The 20,189-nt window shown below is 63.4% G+C and carries 20 protein-coding genes; 8 read left to right on the forward strand and 12 right to left on the reverse strand.

Features of this window, described 5'->3' with window-relative positions; translation table 11 throughout:
• The first annotated feature begins 283 nt into the window (after nt 1–283).
• Nucleotides 284–784, forward strand: coding sequence for a hypothetical protein (locus WN73_RS00345; protein WP_060910621.1), 501 nt, complete (start codon nt 284–286; stop codon nt 782–784).
• An 11-nt stretch (nt 785–795) separates the two neighbouring features.
• A complete protein-coding gene (locus WN73_RS00350; RefSeq protein ID WP_161536287.1) occupies nt 796–1,269 on the forward strand; it encodes a hypothetical protein in 474 nt (157 codons plus the stop codon).
• Between the two features lie 3 nt (nt 1,270–1,272).
• On the opposite strand, the gene WN73_RS00355 is transcribed toward WN73_RS00350, so the two are convergent.
• Complete coding sequence (locus tag WN73_RS00355) at nt 1,273–1,872, reverse strand: TetR/AcrR family transcriptional regulator (protein WP_038965445.1); 600 nt, start codon at nt 1,870–1,872, stop codon at nt 1,273–1,275.
• A 166-nt stretch (nt 1,873–2,038) separates the two neighbouring features.
• Between WN73_RS00355 and WN73_RS00360 the strand changes: the two genes are divergently transcribed.
• The 3 genes from WN73_RS00360 to WN73_RS00370 all read left to right on the forward strand — a co-directional run bounded on the left by WN73_RS00360 (nt 2,039) and on the right by WN73_RS00370 (nt 3,293).
• Nucleotides 2,039–2,416, forward strand: coding sequence for a tautomerase family protein (locus WN73_RS00360; RefSeq protein WP_011090034.1), 378 nt, complete (start codon nt 2,039–2,041; stop codon nt 2,414–2,416).
• A gap of 129 nt (nt 2,417–2,545) precedes the next feature.
• On the forward strand, nt 2,546–2,896 hold the full coding sequence (locus WN73_RS00365; RefSeq protein WP_271550905.1) for a hypothetical protein: 351 nt from the start codon (nt 2,546–2,548) through the stop codon (nt 2,894–2,896).
• A 1-nt stretch (nt 2,897) separates the two neighbouring features.
• Nucleotides 2,898–3,293: a GFA family protein gene (locus tag WN73_RS00370; RefSeq protein ID WP_271550908.1), complete on the forward strand. Its 396-nt coding sequence runs from the start codon at nt 2,898–2,900 to the stop codon at nt 3,291–3,293.
• 3 nt (nt 3,294–3,296) lie between these two features.
• Here WN73_RS00370 and WN73_RS00375 read toward each other — a convergent pair whose 3' ends face one another.
• The 3 genes from WN73_RS00375 to WN73_RS00385 are packed head-to-tail and all read right to left on the reverse strand — an operon-like array spanning nt 3,297 to nt 6,643.
• A complete protein-coding gene (locus WN73_RS00375; RefSeq protein WP_271550909.1) occupies nt 3,297–4,160 on the reverse strand; it encodes an urea carboxylase-associated family protein in 864 nt (287 codons plus the stop codon).
• Between the two features lie 44 nt (nt 4,161–4,204).
• Entirely contained in the window at nt 4,205–5,134 is a 930-nt protein-coding gene (locus tag WN73_RS00380; protein ID WP_271550911.1) for a CobW family GTP-binding protein, read from the reverse strand.
• Between the two features lie 3 nt (nt 5,135–5,137).
• A complete protein-coding gene (locus WN73_RS00385) occupies nt 5,138–6,643 on the reverse strand; it encodes an amidohydrolase family protein (RefSeq protein ID WP_271550913.1) in 1,506 nt (501 codons plus the stop codon).
• Nucleotides 6,644–6,980: 337 nt separating this feature from the next.
• Between WN73_RS00385 and WN73_RS00390 the strand changes: the two genes are divergently transcribed.
• Nucleotides 6,981–7,865, forward strand: a complete 885-nt coding sequence (locus WN73_RS00390; protein WP_271550915.1) for a hypothetical protein — start codon at nt 6,981–6,983, stop codon at nt 7,863–7,865.
• 100 nt (nt 7,866–7,965) lie between these two features.
• Here the strand turns inward: WN73_RS00390 and WN73_RS00395 are convergent, their stop codons facing one another.
• From WN73_RS00395 to WN73_RS00430, 8 genes are all read right to left on the reverse strand, one after another.
• Nucleotides 7,966–8,601, reverse strand: coding sequence for a response regulator (locus tag WN73_RS00395; protein WP_011090041.1), 636 nt, complete (start codon nt 8,599–8,601; stop codon nt 7,966–7,968).
• A 168-nt stretch (nt 8,602–8,769) separates the two neighbouring features.
• On the reverse strand, nt 8,770–9,399 hold the full coding sequence (locus WN73_RS00400) for a response regulator (RefSeq protein WP_028172893.1): 630 nt from the start codon (nt 9,397–9,399) through the stop codon (nt 8,770–8,772).
• Nucleotides 9,400–9,469: 70 nt separating this feature from the next.
• A complete protein-coding gene (locus WN73_RS00405; protein ID WP_011090043.1) occupies nt 9,470–10,663 on the reverse strand; it encodes a sensor histidine kinase in 1,194 nt (397 codons plus the stop codon).
• A gap of 656 nt (nt 10,664–11,319) precedes the next feature.
• Complete coding sequence (locus tag WN73_RS00410) at nt 11,320–12,138, reverse strand: outer membrane beta-barrel protein (protein WP_161536295.1); 819 nt, start codon at nt 12,136–12,138, stop codon at nt 11,320–11,322.
• Nucleotides 12,139–12,400: 262 nt separating this feature from the next.
• The gene (gene arcA, locus WN73_RS00415) at nt 12,401–13,663 is read right to left on the reverse strand and encodes an arginine deiminase (RefSeq protein WP_028172891.1); all 1,263 of its coding nucleotides are present in this window, start codon (nt 13,661–13,663) and stop codon (nt 12,401–12,403) included.
• Nucleotides 13,664–13,689: 26 nt separating this feature from the next.
• Nucleotides 13,690–15,123: a basic amino acid/polyamine antiporter gene (locus WN73_RS00420; protein WP_028172890.1), complete on the reverse strand. Its 1,434-nt coding sequence runs from the start codon at nt 15,121–15,123 to the stop codon at nt 13,690–13,692.
• Between the two features lie 143 nt (nt 15,124–15,266).
• Complete coding sequence (locus tag WN73_RS00425) at nt 15,267–18,329, reverse strand: efflux RND transporter permease subunit (protein WP_271550923.1); 3,063 nt, start codon at nt 18,327–18,329, stop codon at nt 15,267–15,269.
• Nucleotides 18,326–19,429 carry an efflux RND transporter periplasmic adaptor subunit gene (locus WN73_RS00430; RefSeq protein ID WP_028172888.1) on the reverse strand — a complete coding sequence of 368 codons (1,104 nt, stop codon included), beginning with the start codon at nt 19,427–19,429 and terminating at the stop codon, nt 18,326–18,328. Before WN73_RS00430 ends, WN73_RS00425 begins: the two co-directional genes overlap by 4 nt.
• Before the next feature lie 328 nt (nt 19,430–19,757).
• Here WN73_RS00430 and WN73_RS00435 point away from each other — a divergent pair, with 328 nt between their 5' ends.
• Together WN73_RS00435 and WN73_RS00440 are read left to right on the forward strand one after the other, a co-directional pair.
• Nucleotides 19,758–19,961, forward strand: a complete 204-nt coding sequence (locus WN73_RS00435) for a DUF3551 domain-containing protein (protein WP_028172887.1) — start codon at nt 19,758–19,760, stop codon at nt 19,959–19,961.
• Nucleotides 19,962–19,996: 35 nt separating this feature from the next.
• On the forward strand, nt 19,997–20,185 hold the full coding sequence (locus tag WN73_RS00440) for a hypothetical protein (RefSeq protein ID WP_131234198.1): 189 nt from the start codon (nt 19,997–19,999) through the stop codon (nt 20,183–20,185).
• The last annotated feature ends 4 nt before the right edge of the window (nt 20,186–20,189 follow it).

Genomic DNA, 20,189 nt, shown 5'->3' on the forward strand with positions numbered 1-20,189 from the left:
AATTGGAAGGGCTGATATGCCAGTTTATCCCGCTCCCCTTAGCAAAGCTTTAAGCATTCGGGTTCCCCAAATCCCCGCAAAATCGCGTGGGCGCTCGGCGGCATGCCGTATGCGGCCCGGCAGGTTTGCGGGGCCGGCCGCATCCGAGATCCGAACGCTTCAAATCTAGAAGACCTCGATATCGGCCCTCGACGCGTTGACTTGCGACAGGCTCTGGCGGAACGATCAACGCAGATCGTCAGCGCCAGACGCGGCGTGCGCCCAGCCCAAGGCCACAGGCTCAATGCATCAATCGACATACGCCAAGCCCATCGACCTTCCCGCACTGACCGCAGCCGAGCGACTCTTCATCTGGGGATTTCGTGCCAAGGCGCGCAGCGGAAGCGCCGTTCCGACCGCGGCCGACATCCAGCAGGTGTACGACCATTTCCGCGTCGGCGATGCCGTGCCGTCGCTGGAATCGATCATCGAGATCTTTGCCTGCACGGCGCATACGGCGATCGAAGTGCATTGCCCCACCTGTCCGCGCATGTCGGAGAGCGAGCACGGAATCCTGCGGGCGATCGCCGCCGCGCAGAAGGAGCGCGACGATGTCGCGCGCGAGCAGTTCGAGTGCTGGCTGCCGCCGGTGGGCGCGGATTGGGCGCTGGCGCCGGTCCGGGGACTTGCGACCATCTTCCGCATGGCCGGCCTCATTCTGCCTGATCGGCATGTCGAGCCTTTTGACCAGGACCGGACAATGGTGATGAAGAGCTGGCTTGTGGGCAGTCCCACGTTGCATTGATGAGATCGTTCATGATGGAGGCTGCGAGCAATTCCGTGCCTGACCCGGAAGCCGGCCAGTCGCGGCTCTGCCCGCTTCAAGCCGCGCTTGCGACCCGTCCCGGCGTCGAAAGCTACGATCAATTCTGCCGCGTCGCGCTTTCGCTGTTCCGCTTCATTGGCGCTGCCTATGCGACCGGCGCGTCCGATTGCTGGGAGGCGGCCTATCGCTTCGCCGACGAGGCGCCCGGCATTGCCGACAGCCCGCTGCTGGTCGCGCGAGCGGCTGCGCTCGTCAGGATCCTGCGCAGCGGCCGGCCATGCGAGCTGTGCTTCTTGCCACCGTCGTGCCGGCGCCTCTCGAAGGACGAGACGGAGTTGATGCGACTGCTGTCGGTCGCGCGCAGCAAGCAGCCCGGTGAACTCGAGACAATCGTCTGCGGGTTCGTCGGCTCCGGGAAAGAGGATGCGACAACGCGGGCGGTCAACGCGCTTGCCTGCTGCTGACGCCTAACCTCCGGCCTTGCCGAGCACGAGATCGATCGTGTGGGACGCGATCTTGCGCAGCTGCGCGTCGTCGCCGAAGGCCCGTTCGAGCACGGCGAGGCCGCGCGTCACCGTGATGATGTGGAGCGCTGCGACCGCGGGATTGCCGTTGAACTCGCCGCGTTTCGCGCCTGCCGACAATGTGTCCTGAACCAAAGCGGTGATGCGCGAGATGAGGTTCGCAAAGGCCTGGCGCGCGTCCTCGTCGAGCCCCTCGCCTTCGACCGCACCGAGCTCCATCAGGCCGCGCGTGGTCGGACATCCGCGCGGTGGCGAGCCCGAGCGGAAATTCACGATGGTCAGGTCGAAGAATGCGGTGAGGCGTTTTCGCAAACTGCCGGCACCGAGCGCCTTTTGCAGGGCGAGGAGGTAATCGCCCGCGTAGCGCTCATAGGCCTGCAGGAACAGCGCCTCCTTGCTGCCGAAGGCATTGTAGAGGCTGCCGCGCTGGACGCCGGCGTCGCGCGCGATGTCGGACAGCGAGGTGCCGCGCACGCCCTTGCGCCAGAACTGGTCGAACGCAATGCGCAGGACGTCGTCGTGGTCGAACTCGCGCGGTCTCAAATGTCGATCCTCGGCCTGAAAGTATTTGACACGTTGTCAAGAACGTGTTTTCTCGACATGGTGTCAAAAACCAATTGGGATTGATAGCCCGTTTCGTCAATGAGCCGGACCGCCGGCGCGCACCATGCGCCCTGGCCGGTCGGCCCGCATGCAAAGGGACCAGCTCATGCCTCTCCTCCACATCTCGATGCGCGCCGGAAAGCCCGACGCCTACCGGCAGGCGATCCTCGACGGTCTCTACCGCGCCATGCGCGAGGCGCTGAACGTGCCCGAGGGCGACGAGTTCATGACCATCAGCGAGCATGACCCCGCGAACTTCCGCTGCGGCAACGCCTACGGCGTCGAGCGAAGCGAGGACGCCGTGCTGATCCAGATCACCGTGTTCGCCTCGCGCACCCCTGAGCAGAAGAAAGCGCTGTACCGGCGGATCGCGGAGCTGCTCGGCGAGAACCCGGGCATCCGGCCCGAGGACGTGTTCGTGAACGTGCTCGATGCCCCCGGGGAGAACTGGTCGGTCGGCCACGGCCTCGCGCAGTTCGCGTGAATTTGCCGGACGCGGAGTTGCCCGCGCCCCCTTGAGAATTGCCGGCCGGAAGGGTCTGATAGGCGGCGGAGGAAACCTCCGCCGAGCCGAACCCGGGACCTGAGCCGCATGACCATGTCGGTCGAGTAATTGTGGAGCCTGCCTGAAACCGCGCTGGTCGGCGCCTACGCAGAGGCGCGGCGCCGCTACGCGGAGAAGAAGTTCGAGCGCGACACCCAGCGGGCGCGGCTCGAATGGATGCGCGCAAAGCTGTTCGTCAACACGCAGGGCAATGTGACCGAGCGCAAGATGGCGGTCGACGTTTCCGAGGAGCTGGCGCGCAAGGGCCAGGAGGTACGCGAGATGACGCGCGATCTCGACATGCTGAAGATCGACGTGGACGTGATCGACACCATGATCCGGCTGCGCGGCGCGCACGGCGCCCCGCCGGTTCATGCCGAAGAGGCGGCCGAGAAACCGGCCGAGCCGGAGGGGGAGTGAGATGGCTGCGTTCCGCGGAAGCTGCCTGTGCGGCGAGGTCGCGTTCGAGGTCGAGGGTCCGTTCGATCGCTTCCTCAACTGCCATTGCTCGCGCTGCCACAAAGCGACCGGGACCGCGCATGCCTGCGAGGTGATCGTGAAGGCGGGGGCGCTGCGCTGGCTGCGCGGGGAAACATTCGTCGCGCGCTTCGATCTGCCCAATGCACGAAGCTTTGCGACCGCGTTCTGCAAGAGCTGCGGCAGCCCGATGCCGCATCTCACGCGCAGCGGACGCGAAGCGATCATCCATGCCGGCGCGTTCGACGAGCCGCTGGGCGCGGCACCTGACCGGTACGTGCATTGGACGTCCCGCGCGGATTGGTACGCCTACGGAGACGGATTACCGGTGGAGGATTGAGGCTCAGCTTTGTGCATGCCCACCGTGGCGGCGGTGATACGCACTTGGCGACGGCCAGCTCCAGTCCTTCAGTGTCGTTCGATCCGGCTCGAAGATCTCGATCTTGAGCGGATGACATGCCGCGGCATCGCTGGAATGGGTTGCGCTACAGTCGCCACCGGGACAGGCTGACAACGCGCCGAGCAGGTCGATCTCCGCGAGAAATTCGATGAAGTCGCCGGGACGGACCGGACTTGCCTTCATGAAATATTGGTGCGTGTCCTTCGTGAGGCCGGTGCACATGAAGACGTTGAGTACGTCGTGGATATGATGCTCGATCGCGAGTGGCTCCATCTTGAGCTCGGCGGCAAGCGCGCGGGACAGGTTGGAATGGCAGCAGAAATCGTAAGCCGTGCCGTTCAACAGGAGATTTGTATAGGGGTCGCAGCGCGTGCCGATGACATCATGAATGCCGGCGCCGTCCTCGTCGAAGCCGTACCAGCCGAGCGTGTCGTGACTGATGGTCGCCATCGGCCGAAAGTAGGGCATGTTGCTCCAGAGCCGGTCCCCGATGCCGACATGCGTACCATGGAGCGCCCGCGTCTTGCCGCTGAAGAAGCGCTCGGAGAGATCCTCTGCATTCCAGAGATTGAGGTCGCCGACCTGAGGGCCTTCGATGCTGACGATGCGGAAAAACTGGCCGCGCGCCACGCGAAATGTTCTGGCATCGCGTGGCGGCACGGTGAGCTCGTGCGTCTTGACCATCGTGCGGCGAGCCTGCTCAAGCGCGGCCAGGTCGGGCCCGGGCATCGTGCCGGCCGGATAGACGATCGTCGGCTTGGCGGCGCGGCGCGAAGCGGCGTCTGCGGGTGCGATTTTGGGCGACATGCCAAGCTGATCCCTGTGACTGCAGTCCATCCTACCGCCTCATCTCACCCACTCGCAACGCACTCCGCCAGGATCCCGTCGAGCTCGGCCTTCGAGAGAACGCCGAGCTCGGCGATGAAAACGATGCGTGACCGCGGCACGCCTGGTGTCGGCGCCTCACCCGGCGCCAGTGTTGCGCGGCCGCCGGCGAACTGAAACACCGTCAGGCGGCCGGGCTGCTCGACGGTCTCAAACAGGCCCTTGGCGCGGGCAAGCTTCGGCGCCAGCCGCCCGATGGCCTGCTGCAAGCGCGGCAGCGAGATTGGGTGGTCCGAGGTCCAGCTCAACGTCTCGAAGCGTTCCTCTGCCGGCCGCCGCGGCCCCGGCTCGCGTGTCGCGGGCGCGCGATCGATGGCTGCGGGAAACAGCAGCGCGGCGGGAATCTCGCCGTGCTGCGCATCGACCACCACGGCGGGGACGCGCAGCGCGCGGATGGCTTCGCGCATGCGGGCACCCGCGCCCTCGTCCGCCAGATCCAGCTTGCTGAGCGCCACGATATCGGCGACGCGCAGCTGCGCGCGCACCAGCGCGTCATCCAGGGCTGACGGCGGTGTGCCTGCATCCATCACGCAGAGCACGGTTTCCAGCGGCGCCTCGCGCAGGATCACCGGATCCATCAGGTTGCGCACGATGTCGGAGGGATCGGCGACGCCGCTGGTCTCGATGACGATATACTCCGGCTTCGGATCACGCCGCAGCAGTGTCGACAGCGTGCGGAGCAGATCGCCTTCGAGCGAGCAGCAGATGCAGCCGTTGGCAAGGCTCACCACGCCGTCGCTCGCGCCCGCGATCAGCTCCGCATCGATGTTGATCGCGCCGAAATCGTTGACCACGGCGGCGATGCGCCGTCCCTCCGCATGCGCCAGCAAATGGTTGACGACCGTGGTCTTGCCCGCCCCCAGAAAGCCCGTCACCAGGAGAATGGGGACCGGCATAGGTCAGCCCTCGACGACCGGGCGGCGCACCGGCCGGCCGGGCCGCGCAGTCACATCCAGAATGCCGTCGCTGATCAGCGCCTGGCCGCTGACGACGAGATGCCGCACGCCCTCGGACGGCCGGTTCATCGCCGTGAACGTCGCGCGGTCGCTCAGCTTCTCGTAATCGAACACGACGATGTCGGCATCGGCATCCTTTGCGAGCCTGCCCTTGGCGCGCATCGCGGGCGTGCTCTGCGACAGGATCTCCGCAGGGATCAGCGCACATTTGCGCACGCCTTCCAGCAGCGACACCGTCTTGCGCTCGCGCACCCATTCGCGGATGAATTTTGTGAAGCAGCCGGCCGAGCGGGGATGCGAGGTGGCGTCATCCGGCAGCGGCCAGGCATCGCCGGTGTAAGTCTTGCCGTCCGACGTCGTCCACGGCATCGCGTCGGACGCGATGGCGCCGCCGGGATACAGCACCGACATGTCGAGCAGGTCGCGGTGATGCGAATTGTTCTCGGTGTCGAGGATGTGCCAGAGCACCAGCGAGGACGGCTCTTCGGCCTGCGCCTTGAGCAGCTCCGCGCGATCATGGAAGCGATAGCCGTCGGTCACGCGCTGCACGGAATCGTAACCGGTGCCGTTGCGCTCGACGAATTGGGGATCACTGAAGAAGGCCGCGGCCAGCACAGTCGAACCGGTGCCGTAAGGATAGGCCTCGACCGTAATGGGCAGGCCCTGCGCCTGCGCCTTCTCGACCAGCACGCGGCAGCGCTCGATGTCGGTCTTGCTCGACGAGTTGAAGTGGCAGATGTGCATATGCGCGCCGGTGGCGCCGGCATAGCCGATCAGGCGGATATAGGCCTCCGCCGCGCTCTCGGGGTCGATGCGCGACATGTAGGCGACGTGGGTGAAGGTCGGCACGTCCTGCTTCGCGGCGAGCTGGCAGACCGCGGTCAGCTCCTGCACGCCGGCGCCCGGCGCGTAGGCGTTCAGGATGCCGATGCCGATGCCGCCCTCGTTGAGGCCGCGCGCGAGGCGATCGAGGATGCCGGCGACCTCCGCATCGCTCGCCACATTGTCCATCCAGCGGCGGTCGCGCATGGCGTTGCCGAACGCCTCGAGCGAGCTCTCCGCGTTGGAGCCCGTCATCGCGCCGATGCGCGCAAAAGCCCAGTTGGTGGCGGCGCCGTAGTTCAGCACGCGCCCCTTCCTGGCCTGGCGCTCATACCAGGATGCGACCGGCAGCACGCCGGCCTCGAGATCGAGCGTCGTCGTCACGCCGTCGAACGCCTGCATGCGATCCGCCGGGATCGACTGGCCATGCGCGTGCAGGTCGATGAAGCCCGGCGCCACCACGAGCCCGGCGGCGTCGATCACCCGCTCGGCGCCGCCGAGCGAGGAGCCGACGGCGGCGATCTTGCCGTCCACCACCGCCACATCGCCGATGGCATCCATCCCGCTCGCGGGATCCACCACCCGGCCGCCAGAGATCACCAAACCGCTCATATCGTCACTCCGCATGCCATTGCCAAAACCTCCAAAGACCCGGCAGCAGCTTCGGAGGTGCGTCTGGGCCGCATAGAGGCAGATTTTTGTGACAACGACCACCGCCGCGGATGCCGATGCAGCATGCATATTGCCGCGCGGCTGTCGCGGGGACGCGCATACGAGATGCAGTCTCGGGTTGCATCCCGGCAAATGCCAAGCTATGGGATGCGCGCAATTTCATTTTTGGAGGCGACCATGTCTACGACTGCACGCTTCCCGGGTTCGATGCGCGATATTTGACGCGCTTCCCGGGATCGGTTCCCGGGTGAGACCACCAAGCCCTGCATCAGATCGAATCTGCCGCGACCTATTGGCGCGCGTTTGCGAACCTATTGTCATGACATCCAATCTCAAGCCGACCCCTGATCGGGGCGACCGGCGTTGCGACCTGCTGGAAAGCCGGCTGCGGCGATATCACCCGCGCTTCCAGGGCGCGGTGCGCGCCTTGGCCGTGCGGCATCCGCGCATTGCGGACCTTGCCGCAAGCTTTCCCGCGCGGCTCTTCGCGCTTGCTGTTCCGCGGCGGGGGCTCGATCCTGCACGCGCGATTGCGTGCGTGATCGACGGCCATGCCCTCGCGGAGGCGGCGCCTGCCGCCGACGCCCCGCTGTGGCTGCGCAAGCTGCCTCCGGAGACGTTTGCGCGTCCGATCCCGCGATTGCCCGACGGCGAACTCTTTCGGCGACAGATCGCGAACCACCTTCCGCGCTCTCCCAAGCTCGCGCCGACATGGCTTCAGCTCGTGGCCGATGCCGCTGAGCGCGCGCACGAACCGATGGCGGCGTGGATCGCGCGTGAATTTGCGCGCGAGCCGCGACGGGTGAAGCCTGCACGGCTGCGGCTGATTTGTCTCTGGGCCTGGTATTCGACCGAGCCCGCGACGTTGGGACATGATCTGATCGAGAGGCCATGGACACCGGACATGCGCATCGATGCCGCACGTTCGGCCGCAGAGAATTGGCGGACGATCGTGGCCCTGCATGCGAACCTCGGCCGCCAGCCGATCGCCGATATGTGGCTGCGCCCCGGCCGGGTGGCGGGCTACGAATTTTTGCCGCTGGATTCGATTGCCGCCATCACCGAGGAGGCGAAAGCAATGAGGAATTGCCTCAACACCTATGGCCAGAACCTCGCGCACAACCGGTCGCGGGTCTTGACCCGAATGCGGATTATTTCGCTGAGCTGGAAGCTTTGACTGCGCAAGGGTGGCTTCGGTCCACGTGATCGTCGTGTCGACGCTTGTGCATCCTGCATGGATCTGCACAGCACCCATTCCAAGGCAACGGCGGCGTCTCTCAGGGCACGACCAGTTTCTTGCGAATGGCATAGCGGACCAGTTCGGCCGTCGACGACATTCCGAGCTTGCGCATGGCCGACGCACGATGGGTCTCGACCGTCTTCACGCTCAGCTTCAAAATGACGCTCATGGATCTGTTGGTATGCCCTTCCGCAATCAACTGGACCACGCTCTGCTCGCGCGACGTCAGCAGCATGTCCGACCTGCCATGCTTGTTGAGCTGGTAGTCATGGAGCAGCTTCTCCACCAGGGCGCTGGTGAAGTAGGGCCTGCCGTCGAGCAGCGCCTCGATTGCGGAAATCAGGTGCTTCTTGGCATCCGACTTGAACAAGAAGCCGCGGACTCCCGCCAGAACGGCTTCGGACAGCAGTTCCTCGTCTTCATGCATCGTCAGGATCAGCACCTCCGTGCGCAGATCAAGTGCCTTGAGCCGGCGGCTGACCTCCAACCCGTTCATGAGTGGCATCGAATAGTCGACGATGACGATGTCCGACATCGTCTCCACGGCCAAACCGACGGCCTGCTCGCCATTGGTCGCTTCGCCGGCGACGATCCAGTTGGACTGCGTTTCGACAATCGCGCGAAGCCCTGAACGTACGACTGCATGATCATCCGCAATCAAGATGCGTTTCATGGCGTCGTTCTCGTTTTCCGGCCGCAATCGATGGAGACGGCCGGCAGCAGCAAGGTCGAACGATCATGCCGATCATGGCTCGAAGCGCCATCCTGCAAAACCCTGAACTGCCTCGGCGAATGTACCGACGTGGCCGGCTTCAAGGAGACCCCACGGACCGACGCGCCGTCATGCCTCAACCAGCTGCGCACGAACGGCGTACCGGACCAGACCTGCGGTTGAGTTCACGTCCAGCTTGCGCATCGCAGCCGCTCGATGTGCCTCTGTCGTCTTGACGCTGAGGTTCAGGATCGCGCTGATGCCCTTGTTGCTGTAGCCTTCGGCTACCAGCTTGACGACAAGCTGCTCGCGTGGCGTAAGCCCGCGGCCCCGGTCTACTTCGCCGCCCGCGCCGTGATCCAGCTCGTTCCGACAGCTTTCGCTGCAAAATCGCTTATGCACCAAAAGCGCGTCGACGGCCGCCAATAGCGATCTGTTCGCATCCGATTTCGTCAGAAATGCGCGTGCACCGGCCTCGAAGGCCTGCTGAGCGAGCAGACCGGACTTGTGCACCGTGAAGATCAGAACCTCCGTCTGCAGCGGATAGTCCCTGATCCGCCGCGCAACCTCCACACCCGTCATTCGCGGCATGGAGAAGTCGACGATAGCCACGTGCGGCCGGCTTTCGATTGCCGCAGTCAACGCCTTGCTGCCGTCGTTCGCCTCGGCAACCACCTCCCAATCCGCCCGCTGTTCGAGCACCGCTCGCAAGCCCAATCGCACCGCCTCGTGATCATCTGCGATAAGAAAGCGTTTCATGGCAGAGCACTCCAATGTCGCTATACGGCAGCCATGTCCACCCGCCACCGATAACCTTCTTCTTCTTGCCTCAGTGGGTGCCAGCTTGGGCCCTCCCGAAGCCCGTGGCCTTTCGCCGGCCAGGCTTGTTCGTCGTCAGCCCATGCGGAAACACCGCGCGCAGGATGGTGCCGGAGAGCTGTGTTGCCGGATCGGAGTGGATATCCAATGACCCTCCGATCTGTTCGAGCCGTGCCCTCATCGCGGGAATACCGACGCCGACGGATATGGTTTTCGCACCTTGCTTCGCGTAGTCGGCGCGCATCCCTCGCCCATTGTCGGTGACCGTCAATCGAAAATGACGGCCGATCGGGTCGATAACGATGCTCACCTCCGTCGCTTGCGCATGGCGGAATATGTTGGTGAGGGCTTCCTGGACGATCCGCAGCAAGGCGCGTTGCTTCTCGTAAGACAGCCTATCGACGTCGGGCACGATCCTGGTCGTGACCCGCAACGAGGTGCGGGCCGCAAATCCATCGGCGTAGTGCTCGATCGCGGCTTTGAGCCTGTCGACCGTCAGATTCTGGGGGTGTAGCAGATAGGAAAAGGCACGGATTTCCCTGAGTGCCTCATCGATAGACGCGTCGATCTCACCGCAAAGCCGTTCGGCGCCGACCGCGTCGCTCATTTCACGCCGGAGCCGCATGAGACCGAGACTCGCGGCAATCAAATGCTGACATGTCGAATCATGGAGATCGGAAGCAATCCGCTGCTGGATATCCTCCTGGATGGACGCCAGATTGGCAATGACTTGAACATCATCGACACCTTCGGTCGCGGTTTCGAATGCACCATGGCGCACGATACGATGGCTGCCGATCAGCCGGATCGCGCTACCCGCCACGGGATCCACAACCGGAGCGATGGTCGTCTCCATATTTTGCCGCCGGTCGCCAAATGCGAGACGATGGCGAATCCTCACTTCCGTTCCTTCCGCGAGACAGGCGCGAAGGGCTTCATAGATGGATCTGGCGTCATCCCTGCTCATGCAGCTGGAGACGTCCATCTCCCTGATGTCTTCGGACGAGATGCCGAGATGCTGCTCGAATGCCGGATTGATCCCCTCATAGACGAAGCGTCGGCCAGGCGAAGGGCGCACGACGAAGAGAAAGTCAGCCGAGCACATCCAGTACAGCCGGTCGCTGGCCTCTTCGAAATCGAGCCGGAACGACCCTGTGCCGCTGGTTCGAATTGGCTCGGAAGCGGGAAAGCTATGAGGCTTCACGGTACGCGCTCACTCTGCTGCGGCAACGCCCGACATTGAAGCTCGATATCGAGAGTCGCCGTCCTGCCCCGCAGGCGGGGCATCACCCTGGATCAGAGTACGCCCGTGGGGTCCGCAGATTATACACCGTTAGGTTGATAGCGCCATAAGTAGAAGTAGCGCGAGATTAGAATCTCGAATTCGTGAGGGGAGAGCTGAAGGGATCAAATATGCGGTTCGTGCCGGACCATTCGGCACTGGACTCAAAAGAGATGCAACAAATGCTAAAGTGCCGCCAATAGCCTTCACGAAACGGCGCGAGAGGATAACAGCTTCCCTGATACGCAAGCAGCGCCCTCCGAGAATCATGCATATCGTTCTCGGATCAACATCGGACGACACTCTACCAGGCGCTAGCGGGTTCCGGCTCCGCTCGCGCTGGATTTCCTTTTCTTTCCGGCCTTCGCGCTCGGAGAAGGCTGCTGAGGCGGCGCGATCACCAGCGGATGAGACGGCACTTGGAGGCGGTGAGTGGCGGCGTCGTCCCTGAGTGCATCAGTATCCAGGCGCTGGCTTCGGTCGACAGAATCGCGCGGGTCTGCGGCGGCAGACGGCGCCGCTAGCCCAACGGCGACTCCCATCAGCACCCACGCGCATTTCATCATCTTGCAGGCCCCTCAAAAAGCGAAGTCAAGTCGAGGACCGATCCTGAGGTCCCGGTAGCGCCGCACAGCAACGTTCGATGTACGCGCTTCGTACAACACACTGGTCGTCAGCGACACGTTGCTGGTAAAATTGTACTTCACACCCAGGTCCGCCGAGTAGATCTGGTCTTGCCGCCCCCGGTTCAGCCCGTCTGTGAACCAGAAGGCTTCGAACAGCGGCGTGCTCACGATTGACCATTTCGGATCGAGCTTGACTTCGATGCCAAGCAACGCATCGAAGCGCCAGCGGCGAGCTTCCGCAAGGTCGGAAAACCGGTAGGTCACAAGCAACAGCGGCGAGAGTGTCACATTATTCATGCGGAAGTCGCGCGCCACTGAGCCCATCACGTCATGCGAGGTGAAGGCAAGGTCCCGGTAGACTCCATCGAAATCGTATCGGTTCTCGTAGATGGCGGAGAAGCGCCAGCCGTCCCAATTCTCGGTCAGGCGCGCTCCCACGCGTGCGACTGCAGCGTTGCCATCCTTCTCCGTCGCAAACGCCTCGTATTGGGCGCGGGCGTAGAGCCGGTATGAAAGGTCATTGGTCAGATTCCCGTCCAGCCGGACGCTCACGTCGGGCTCATAGTAGAGATCCGATTTGCGGTTGTCCCGGCTGAACAAAGCATTGTCGGTGAAAGTCGGCGCGACGGAACCGACGACGCTCCACGACGGAGCGGAGTAATACGGCACGGGACTGCTCGCCTTCAGCTCGGTGAGATCAACATCCGCGGCCCACGCGGTGCTTGTTCCAAACAATCCAACGACCGGCAACAGAACGATAGATCCACGCATGGCATGCCCCGATGGCTTCTGCGTACACCAGGAATCGCCTTAGATTGGGCAACGATTGTGGCGTGTTAGTGATAGGACTTTAAATCAAGGATTGAACCGACAGATTGCCATTTCGTAAAATGCCGGAAGCTCCCGACGCTGCGAAAGAGACGCCGGGGAACTCACGCTGCACGTGACCCGATCGGCTGCGTTGCCTCCAAGCAAAGGCGGAACCGCGCGCGCGCGTGGCACGCTGGCCTCGCGGCCGACCCACTCGATCCGCCTAATAGTCCACCGCGTCCCTGGTGATCGGACAGGTCATGCAATGACCGCCTCCCCGGCCCCGCCCCAGCTCTGCACCGACGATGGTGATCACCTCGATCCCTTCCTTGCGCAGCAAGGTGTTGGTGTAGGTATTGCGGTCATAGGCAAACACCACGCCCGGGGACGCGCAAACCAGGTTAGCGCCGCTGTCCCATTGCGTTCGCTCGCGCATATAGGCGTTGCCGCCGGTCTCGACCACGCGCAGCTTCTTCAGGCCGAGCGCTTCGGCCACGACATCCACGAACGGCTTTTCGTCCTTGCGCAGCTCGAGGCCGGCGGAATTGTCGGCCGGCCGGTAGGAAAAGGCCGCGATGTTGTTGACGATGTCGGGATAGAGCAGAACGCAATCCCGGTCCGCGAACGTGAAGACGGTATCCAGATGCATTGCGGCGCGGAGCTTCGGCATTGCAGCCACGATCACGCGCTCGGCCGCCTTTTTCTTGAACAAGGCCGCGGCGACCTGGCTGATCGCTTGCCGCGAGGTGCGCTCGCTCAACCCGATCAGGACGTTGCCTTTGCCGATCGGCATCACGTCGCCGCCTTCCAGCGTCGCCAGACCGTGATCCCGCGTCGGATCGCCCCACCAGACATTGACCTTGCCGGCGAAATCCGGATGGAACTTGTAGATGGCGGTGGCGAGAATCGGCTCTTCATGCCGCGCCGGCCAATAGAGCGAATTCAGCGTGACCCCGCCGTAGATCCAGCATGTCGTGTCCCGCGTATACAAGGTGTTGGGGAGCGGCGGCAGCAGATACTCGGTCATGCCGGCGGCCTCGCGGACGAGCTTGAGCATCTCGCCGCCATGGGCGTCCGGGAAGTCATGGGTCGAAACGCCCCCGATCAGCGTCTCGGCCAGATCGCGCGGCGTGAGGCTCTCCAGATAGCCCCGCAGTTCGTTGACGAGACCGAGACCGACCTGATCGGGAACAACCTGGTTGTCGAGGATCCACTTCCTGCCCTCAGGGATCGCGACCGTCTCGGTCAGCAGGTTGTGCATCTCGACCACTTCGATGCCGCGATCACGCATCTTCTGGACGAAATCGAAATGATCGCGCTTGGCGTTTTCGACCCACAGCACGTCGTCAAACAGCAGGGTGTCGCAATTGGAGGGCGTGAGGCGCTGATGGGCGCGGCCGGGTGAGCAGACCATGACCTTGCGGAGCTGACCGACCTCCGAATGAACGCCAAAGGCTCTGTTGGATTCCGATGCCTGCTTTGCCATGGGACTGCCCTTGAGGGTTGCCTTGCCTAGATCGTGATGTAGCCGGTGGCCAATCCGTGGATTCCGACAGCCGCGCCGACGGCGGCTGCGATGAAGATGCCCCACTCGACGGCCGTGAAGACCCTCGCCTTCTGTTCCAGGCGCGCCCAGAAATAGAGCGCCGTGCCAGGCGCGTAGAGGATCAAGGACAGCAGCAGGAACTTCATTCCGGCCGAATAGATCAGGAACAGCGTGTAGATGACGGCGATGCCGGCAAAGATCGTGTCGCGCGTTCGCTCGCTACCGCTCTTCTCATAGGTCTCGCCCCGCCTGACGAGCAGGAGCCCGTAGGCCGCAACGAGGAAGAACGGAATGAGTGACATCACGCTCGTCAGATTGAGCATCAACGCGAACGCATCCTGCGACCAATAGGTGCTGATGACGAAGAGCTGGACGATCACGTTGGTGAGCCAGAGCGCCGCGGCCGGCACCTTGTTCGCGTTCTCCGTGCCGAACAATGCCGGCATATCCCTGGTCCGGCCGGCGGCGGAGAGCACCTCGGCACAGATCAGCGACCAGGCGAGATAGGCCCCCAACACCGAAACCAGAAGTCCGATGCTGACGAAGATCGCGCCCCAATGCCCGACCACGGCCTCCAGGACCGTCGCCATGGACGGTTGCCGCATGCCGGCGATCTCGGCGCGGAGAAGCACGGCGTATGGCAGCATGGTGACGAGCACCATCAGGCTCGTGACGATCGCAAACCCCAGCAGGGTCGCAGCACCGACATGCGCGCGCTCCTTGGCGTAGCGTGAATAGACGCTGGCGCCCTCGATGCCGAGAAAGACAAACACCGTGACCAGCATGGTGGCGCGGATCTGCTCGAACAGGCCCTTGTCCGGCATGCCCTCGCCGCCCCAGAAATTGCCGCGGAACATGTCGGCGTTGAACGAGACAATCAGGATAACGATGAAGACCAGGATCGGCACGATCTTGGCGACAGTGACGATGGTGTTGATCGCGGCCGCCTGCTGCACGCCGCGCAGGATCATGAAGTGGAACAGCCAAATTCCGATCGAGGCGACGATGATTGCGGTGACCGTGTTGCCATCCCCAAAGACCGGAAAGAAGGCGCCCAAGGTCGACTTGATGAGGACCCAATAGGATACGTTGCCGATGCAGCTGCCGATCCAGTATCCGAATGCCGACAAGAAGCCGGGATAGTCGCCAAATCCTTCCTTCGCATAGGCATAGACGCCGGCATCGAGCTCGGGCTTTCGCTCGGCCAGCGCCTGGAACACCCGCGCGAGGGTGTACATGCCGCCGCCGGCAATGCACCAGGCGAAGATCGCGCCAAACGGACCGGTGGCGATGCCGAAAGTTCTCGGCAGCGAGAAGATCCCCGAGCCGACCATCGAGCCGACCACCATCGCGGTCAATGCGAACAGGGAGAGCTTTTGGATTGACGGCGTCCCAGTCATGTGAAGACCTCGCGACGCGCGGGTGCGCGGCATCCTGGCCGAGCGACTTTGCCGGCCGTCGCACGATGCGCCTTGGGCGACACCTGGAATATCGGGTGATTACCTAGTCGCGCGTCGGGATTTCCCTCGCCGGAAACAGCCGCTCAAGACGACGGTGGAGCGGAGGCCATGGCTGGTCCCTTCTCCCCGAACCAGGTCACGTACAATGTCGGCAGCAAGACAAGCGTCAACACGGTCGCGACCAGCAGGCCGCCCATGATTGCAACCGCCATCGGCCCCCAGAATACGGTTGGAGCAATCGGGATCATGCCGAGAACGGTCGACACCGCCGTCAGCATGATGGGGCGGAAACGGGAGCTGCTGGCATCCACCGCCGCGTCCCATGGGCTCTTGCCCTGCGCGCGCTCCGCATCAATCTGGCTGATCAGAATCACCGCGTTCTTGCTGATCATGCCGAGCAGGGCGAGAACGCCGAGAATGGTGACAAAGCCCATCGGCCTGCCGGACAGCAACAGCGCGGCCACAACACCGATCATCCCGAGCGGGGCCACGCTAACGACCATGACCAGCCGCGGGAAGCTCTGCAACTGGACCATCAGAACGGTGAACATCACGAACAGCATCATGGGCACCACAGCGAGCACGGAGGCCTGCGATTTCCGGCTCTCTTCCACGGTCCCGCCGACGGCCACGCCGTAGGATGCAGGAAGCGTCTTCCTCAGCTTTTCGATCGCGGGCGATAGGGCATCCACCACCGTATCTGGCAGCGTTCCACCGCCGATGTCGGCACGCACCGTCAGGGTCGGAATACGGTCGCGCCGCCAGATCAGGGGATGCTCCTGATGATATCCGAATGTCGCAAACTGGCTGAGCGACACCGTCTTTCCTCCAGGCAGCGGCACCTGGAGCGTGCGCAGGTTGGACAGCGAAATGCGCTGTTCGTCGATAGCCCGGGCCACCACGTTGACCAGATAGATGTCGTCGCGGACCTGGGTGACGACTGCGCCAGATATCACGGTGTTCAATACGCTCGATATCGCCTGCGAGCTCAGGCCGAGACGGCGCGCTTCATCCTGATCGACGTAAATCCGCAGCTGGCGCTCCGGCTCCATCCAGTCAAAGTTGATGCTCTTTGTCCTGGGATCGGAGGCAACGATCTGCCCGACCTTGAGCGCAATCTCACGTACCTGCTCCACATCGGGTCCGCCAACGCGATATTGCAGCGGCCATCCGACAGGGGGGCCGAGGCCGAGAGGCGAAACCGACGCGACGGCCGCCGGAAACTGCTCCGCGAGAAGACGCTCCAGCCTCGCCTGCAGGCGCTCGCGCGCTGCGACGTCCTTTGCCACCACAACCGCCTGCGTGAAGGAATCGTTCGGAAGCTCCACGCTCAGTGGAAGATAGAAGCGGATCGCGCCGCGCCCCACATTGGTGCTCCAATGACGGACGTCCGGATCGGCGGCCAATGCCGCATCCAGGCGCTTGGCTGCCGTCTCGCTCGCATGGATCGATGCATTCTGCGGCAGGGTAAGGTCCACGAGCAATTCGGGTCGATCGGACGACGGAAAGAACTGCTGCGGGATCAACGGAAGCGCGAGAACGGACGCGACAAAGAGCGCCAGCGAGATCGCAATCGTCGGCCACTTGGCGCGCATCGCCAGCGTCAGAAAATTCCGATAGAAACGGAACATCGCGCCAGGCTCGGCAGCCCCCTTCTGCACCGGCGGGACGAGAATGACGACACCCAGCAAGGGCGTGAAGACCACGGCAACGAGCCACGACACCAGGAGCGCGATCGCAACCACCGCAAACAGCGAGAACGTATATTCGCCGGCCGAGCTCGCGGCAAACCCGACCGGGATGAAGCCCGCGATCGTCACCAGCGTTCCGGCGAGCATGGCAAAGGCATGACTGCGGTAGGCAAACGTCGCAGCGTCGACCTTGCTGTCGCCTTGCGCCAGCCGATTGAGCGTTGCGTCGGTGGTCGTCATCGCGTCGTCGACCAGCAGTGCGAGCGCGATGATCAGCGCTCCCAGCGATATTCGCTGCATGTCGACGCGAGCGATCTCCATGATCGGAAACACGATGGCCAGCGTCAACGGAATGGCAAGCGCGATGATGAGGCCGGGACGGATTCCGAGGCTGATGAAGCTCACCACCAGGATGATGGCGATAGCCTGAAGGAGCGAGGTCATGAATTCGCCGATCGCGCCTCCCACCACGACGGCCTGGTCGGCAACGAGGATCGGCTCGATTCCAATCGGGAGATCGGCGGTGATCTCCGCCATCACCTTCTTGACGTTTCGGCCGAGCGCAAGAATGTCGCCGCCGTCGCGCATTGCGATGGCAAGCCCGATTGCGGGCTGGCCGTTGACCCGGAACATCGGTTGCGGCGGATCCACGTAGCCGCGCCGCACCTGCGCGATGTCGCTCAGCCGAATCGTGCGCCCTCCTGCGACGAAATTGACGCTGGCAATGTCCTGCTCCGACTGAAAACCGCCCGACACCCGCACGGAGATGCTTTCCTTGCCGGTCTGGATCACGCCCGCCGGGCGGACGATATTCTGCGATTGCAGCGCGGCGAGCAGAGCCGCCCGATCGACGCCCAAGGTCGCGAGCTCCTGCTTGGAGAATTCGACGAAGATCACTTCGTCCTGCGCACCCAGGAGCTCGATCTTTGACACATCCGGGACCTGAAGCAATCGAGAACGGATGCGCTCGACGTGATCCCGCAACTCCCGTTGCGTGAAGCCGTCGCTGGTGAAGCCGTAGACGATGCCGAACGTGTCACCGAAGTCGTCATTGAAGCCCGGACCGACAACTCCGGCAGGCAAGGTGTGCCGCATGTCGCCGATGCTCTTTCTCACCTCATACCAGGTGTCGGAAACCTGCCTCGCGTTAGCACTTCCTTCCAGGTTGACGAAAATGGTGACGAGACCCGCCCGGGTGAAGCTGCGCAGGAAGTCCAGATGGGGCGTCTCCTGCAATTGGCGCTCGAGCCGCTCAGTCACCTGCTTCATCGTCTCTTCGGCCGTTGCCCCCGGCCAGGCCGCCTGAACGACCATGGTCTTGATGGTGAAGGAGGGATCCTCGTTTCGACCAAGCCGGAAATACGCCAGGCCCCCGGCGATCACGGCAACGATCATGACATAGACGACAAGCGAGCGATGCCTGAGGGCCCAGTCGGAGAGATTGAGCCCGGTCATGGCTCTGCCCCGAGCACCCGAACCTTCTGGCCCGGATGAAGCGCCTGCACGCCCGCGGTGACGATGATTTCTCCGGCGTCCAACCCCTGCGAGACGATGACCTGTGCCTGGTCGAAACGCAGGATATCGACATTGCGCGCCGAAACGAGGTTCGTCGAGGGATCGACAATCCACACCGCCGGCTGTTGATTGATCCGCGTCAACGCGGTGGCCGGGATGTCGATCACCGGACCGGAACTGGTTTCGACGCGGCCATTGACGGTCGCGCCGAGCCGCATCGCCGCCGGTGGGTCCGTCAAGCCGACCTTGACCTCGAAGGTGCGGGTGACCGGATCGGCTTGAGCCGCGATCTGACGAATGCGGCCTCGCGCCGTAATCTTCGGATCATCCGTCAGGCTGACGGTCACCTGCACATCGGCCGGGGCTGATCTGACCATCTGAGCGGGAACATCGAAGATCGCGTCGCGGCCGTCCTGCCTCGCGATCCGCGCGATCATTTGTCCGGCCTGAACGACCTCGCCGGCCGCCGGCCCGGTCGCGGTGATCTTGCCCGGTGCGTCGGCTCGCAGTTCGGTGAAACTGACGAGATCGTGCGCAGAACTCAATTGTGCCTCCGCAGCCTCGACCTGCGACTGGGCGGTCTGTCTTGCTTGCGTCGCCGCCTCGAAATTGGCACGCGTGGTCCACCCTTGTGCCAACAGCGTCTCCTGGCGCTCGTAATGGTTGCGTGCCTGCGTCAACTGGCCCTGTGCAGCGGAAAGAGCGGCCTTCGCCTGTCGCAATGTGCTCAGCTCGTTCTGAGGCTCGAGTTGCGCCAGCAACTGCCCGGCCTCGACCCTGTCACCGAGCCTGGTGTCGTTCGCAAGCAGACGTCCGGAGATCCGGAAAGCGACGCTGACTTCGTCCTCCGCCTCGATGCGCCCCGTGAAGGTCAGCGGCACCAGGCTCTCACGCTTCTCGATCGTCGTGGTCCGGACCGGACGCGGAGACGCTTCCTTGGTTTCCACTTGACGGTCACACGCAGCCAGGACCGACGCGGATGCAGCCGCCACCAGCGTCAATGCAATGGCTTGCCGAGATGTCGTTCGGCGACCGCGCATAGCCAAGCTCCTGAAACGTTGCCGGGCAGGTCCGCCTTTCCCGAGGTTGCGATTTCGCGATATCGCCGCTCGGTATTCTTGCCCAGGGGATCGACCGCACACATCGGCAAATCTACTCGGTGCGGCCGGATGCAATCGCGGTTACGGCGCAACGCAAACGCAGGCAGAAACCCGACGAGGCGTGACAGTCCGTCGGAGAGCGCTCTAGGGAATTCCTGACGCCTGATCAGGCAATCACCCAATATCGCCGGTCTTATCAAGAGCGCACGGTTGCGCACCCAGATGAAGCGATCGAGCGCGTCGGCTTGATGAATCAGGAGGGTTCAAGATGCGAAAGTTGATCCTAGTTGCGGCGGCGATCTCGGCAATGCTGACCATCGCGCCACAGACTGCATCGGCACAGACCCAGCAGAACCAATGGTGCTCCAAGTTCAAAGGGATGGTGAACTGCAAGTACTCCACCCAGGATCAGTGCCAGGCGTCCCGGAGCGGAAGAGGCGGCACCTGCTTCCCTCGGCAGGCGTCACGCTAGTTGCGTGGCAGGGCAGCGAGAGCCCATCCAGGGCGATGGCGTCGAACGATCCGCTCGTGGACGCCATTCGAACCGGTGTGGATGCTGTTGTATCGCTACGCCAACCCCCGTTTCGACACATCGACGGGTTCTCGGCTGCGGCCGCCGACAGCGCCGCCGCCGGAATCCCGTCCTTCAATGCACAAGGCCTGGTTTTCGAAACATCGCAGAACGGCGCGAGCTGACCCG

This window comes from Bradyrhizobium sp. CCBAU 45394 (assembly GCF_028128655.1).
In the GTDB taxonomy this organism is placed as follows: Bacteria; Pseudomonadota; Alphaproteobacteria; order Rhizobiales; family Xanthobacteraceae; genus Bradyrhizobium; species Bradyrhizobium diazoefficiens.